General features: G+C 40.8%; 2 protein-coding genes. Both read left to right on the top strand.

What is annotated here, in order from left to right; all coding sequences use genetic code 11:
• The first annotated feature begins 93 nt into the window (after positions 1–93).
• A complete protein-coding gene (locus tag PSF09_RS14175) occupies positions 94–1,779 on the top strand; it encodes a DUF637 domain-containing protein (protein WP_272684049.1) in 1,686 nt (561 codons plus the stop codon).
• Entirely contained in the window at positions 1,776–2,381 is a 606-nt protein-coding gene (locus PSF09_RS14170; protein WP_272684048.1) for a hypothetical protein, read from the top strand. Before PSF09_RS14175 ends, PSF09_RS14170 begins: the two co-directional genes overlap by 4 nt.
• The last annotated feature ends 136 nt before the right edge of the window (positions 2,382–2,517 follow it).

The following is a 2,517-nucleotide window of genomic DNA, read 5'->3' as shown; positions in this document are numbered from 1 at the left end:
TTTCTGTGCCATACCCGCTAAGGCAAATGACGGTTGAATAGAGTAACGGAGGCGAACTTCATAGAAAAAGTTCATATCGTCGCCTAAGTCCACTTGAAAACCAAAGAAGGACAGTTATTCGAGCGGGCATTAGTCATATTAAGTTGTACACCGGGGTTTGCCTCACTCGTTTCTCAAGCGTCTATCGCGTTAGTTGAGAACAAAGGAAACCTGTCAAAAACCTTATCCAGCCTAGGGAAAAGTGACACTGCAAAATCAATAGTGACCAGTATGATTATTGCGGGTTCACTTGAAGGGTTTGATATTGCGTTATATGGCAAAGTGACTGATCCCGCCAAAGTGACCTTACCAAAGCTCAGTGACGGGAATTGGACTCAAGTCGCGCAGCGTGTGGCAGGACAAAGTGCTATCAGCTCAACCATCGGAACAGCGATTCAAGGTGGGAGTTTCACGGACAACTTTAAAACAGCCTTACTCAATAGTGTGGCAGGGCAAATTCAAGCCGAAGGGGCTAACCTGATAGGCGATAAATTCCAGTATTTATATGTAGATAAACAGGGAAAAATCATCGGTCATGCTGGAAAGGCACTTAGCCATATGGCATTGGCAGGATTGAGTGCCGAAATATCTGGGGCTAATGTCAAAGGCGCCGTTGTTGGGGCGTTAGCGGCAGAGTTAGCTGCAATAACATTGAACAGTAAATTGTTTGAGCCCAAATATCTCAATGAGCAAGAAAGACAACTTGCATTGGTACAAGATGCTATCAAAGGTAATGAAGCCAAAACTCAATTCACTAAAGTCTTAGGTGGACTTGCAGGGGCATTAATTACCCATAAACCGGAGGGCGCTTTTTCTGCCGCTAATTCTGCTGAATTAGTATATACGTATAATTATACAGAGCATCAGTTACAGCAAATCATTATAGAGAACAATCTCGATATGATGGCGGCAGCTAAAGGTGATAAAGCCGCCGCACAAAGAGTAGCCGCAAGAGAACAGGCTGCGGGAGTGGTGGGCTTAGTTGCTGTCGGAGGGGTAGTTATTATACTCGGAGGTGAAGTAGTTATTGCCGCAACTCCACAAATTGCAGAAGGGCTAAAATTAGGCTTTGCTGGTTGTAAAGCAAGCGTCAGTTTCTGTGCTAATAAGCTAGGCTTGGCAGTCGCAGAGATAGCCGCACCTGAAGCTGCTATATCAACAGCCGCAATCGGGGGGGCTGGCTTTAAGGTTGTAGCGAACTCTGAGGAGGCACTTAAATCATTAAAAAATGCAATACCAACCACCTCAAAGGAGTTATTAACATCTGGCAAACTTAATACCTCAAAATTAACCCCTATCATAGAAAAAGAGCAATTGCATGCCTCTGCGACTAACAAATTGGTTGCGGAAATTAATAAGTTAAATTCTAGAACTCAAGCCGAGAAGTTTGCCGTTGGGATTGGTGCTTATGATCCTTCTACAGGGAAAACAGCATTTGGGTTTAGTAATGGTAAAGTTAGTGTGGAAGCCCTAGATGAAAGAACTGTTCTTTATCTTAAAAAGCAACTTGGTGTTGAAATAGGTGAGTATACTAAACTTTGTAATAATTCGGTTGGTGCTTGTGCTGAAGTATCAGCTGCTGATAAATTAATAAGACAAGGAGCTAAACCAGAAAATATTAAATTTACTCAACCAGTTAGGCCAAGGATTGTTTGGGAAGATTCGAAAATAAACGAGGCAGCTTTAGTGGATACATGCAAAAATTGTCAAGCGACATGGCCAAGAGGAGCACATAAGTGAGTACATTAGCAAATGAGTGGAAGCCAAACTTTGGAACTATCTATACTTGGTTTGCCATGGATAAAAACGGAAAAATTGCGGTTGTGATTAACAATAATTGGGGATGGTTACCTAATGCGCTTCTCTCTTTGGAAAATTTTGAAGAATTGCTTGATCAACTGAATGAATATAAATGGGAAGAATCTGCCATATTTGTAGATTACCCCCAAGATAAAAAAGGCTCGGTTATTTTAGATTTGTATTCTCATTATTTTTTTCGCTTCCTAAAGTCAAAGTCTGAAGTTGAGAAATACGTAAAAGATAAGTTTGATAGATTGAAAGCTTGTTCTGAATATAACTTACCATCAAATAAAGGTTTTTTTATTTATCAAGCGATAGAAGGCAATAACCCTGGAGATGATTACCCTGTCGGCTATGAAGGTGAAACTAAGATGGGGGACTATTTCCGTTATTTGATGCCAACTATTTATGCTTCAATCGACGATTTTCCCAAAGAGTTGCGCCATGGAATTGCGGTATCAGATACTATTGATTTCACTAAAGATAGGCTACTGGATAACGATAAAATTAGTGAGTATTTTCCGCGTATGTACCGTGGTTAAGATTATGGGCGGTTATAGAAAAAGATAAAACATGACGGAAGTTTGGAAAGTATCATAAATAACTGCCATCTTTACGTAAAGATGGCGGTTACTGTTGTGTAGGCTTCAGCCTCTGATGTTCAATCTCACTCTTATT

The sequence above is a fragment of the Providencia sp. PROV141 genome, from assembly GCF_028481645.1.
Lineage (GTDB): Bacteria > Pseudomonadota > Gammaproteobacteria > Enterobacterales > Enterobacteriaceae > Providencia > Providencia rettgeri.
This window is presented reverse-complemented; position numbering and strand designations above follow the sequence as displayed.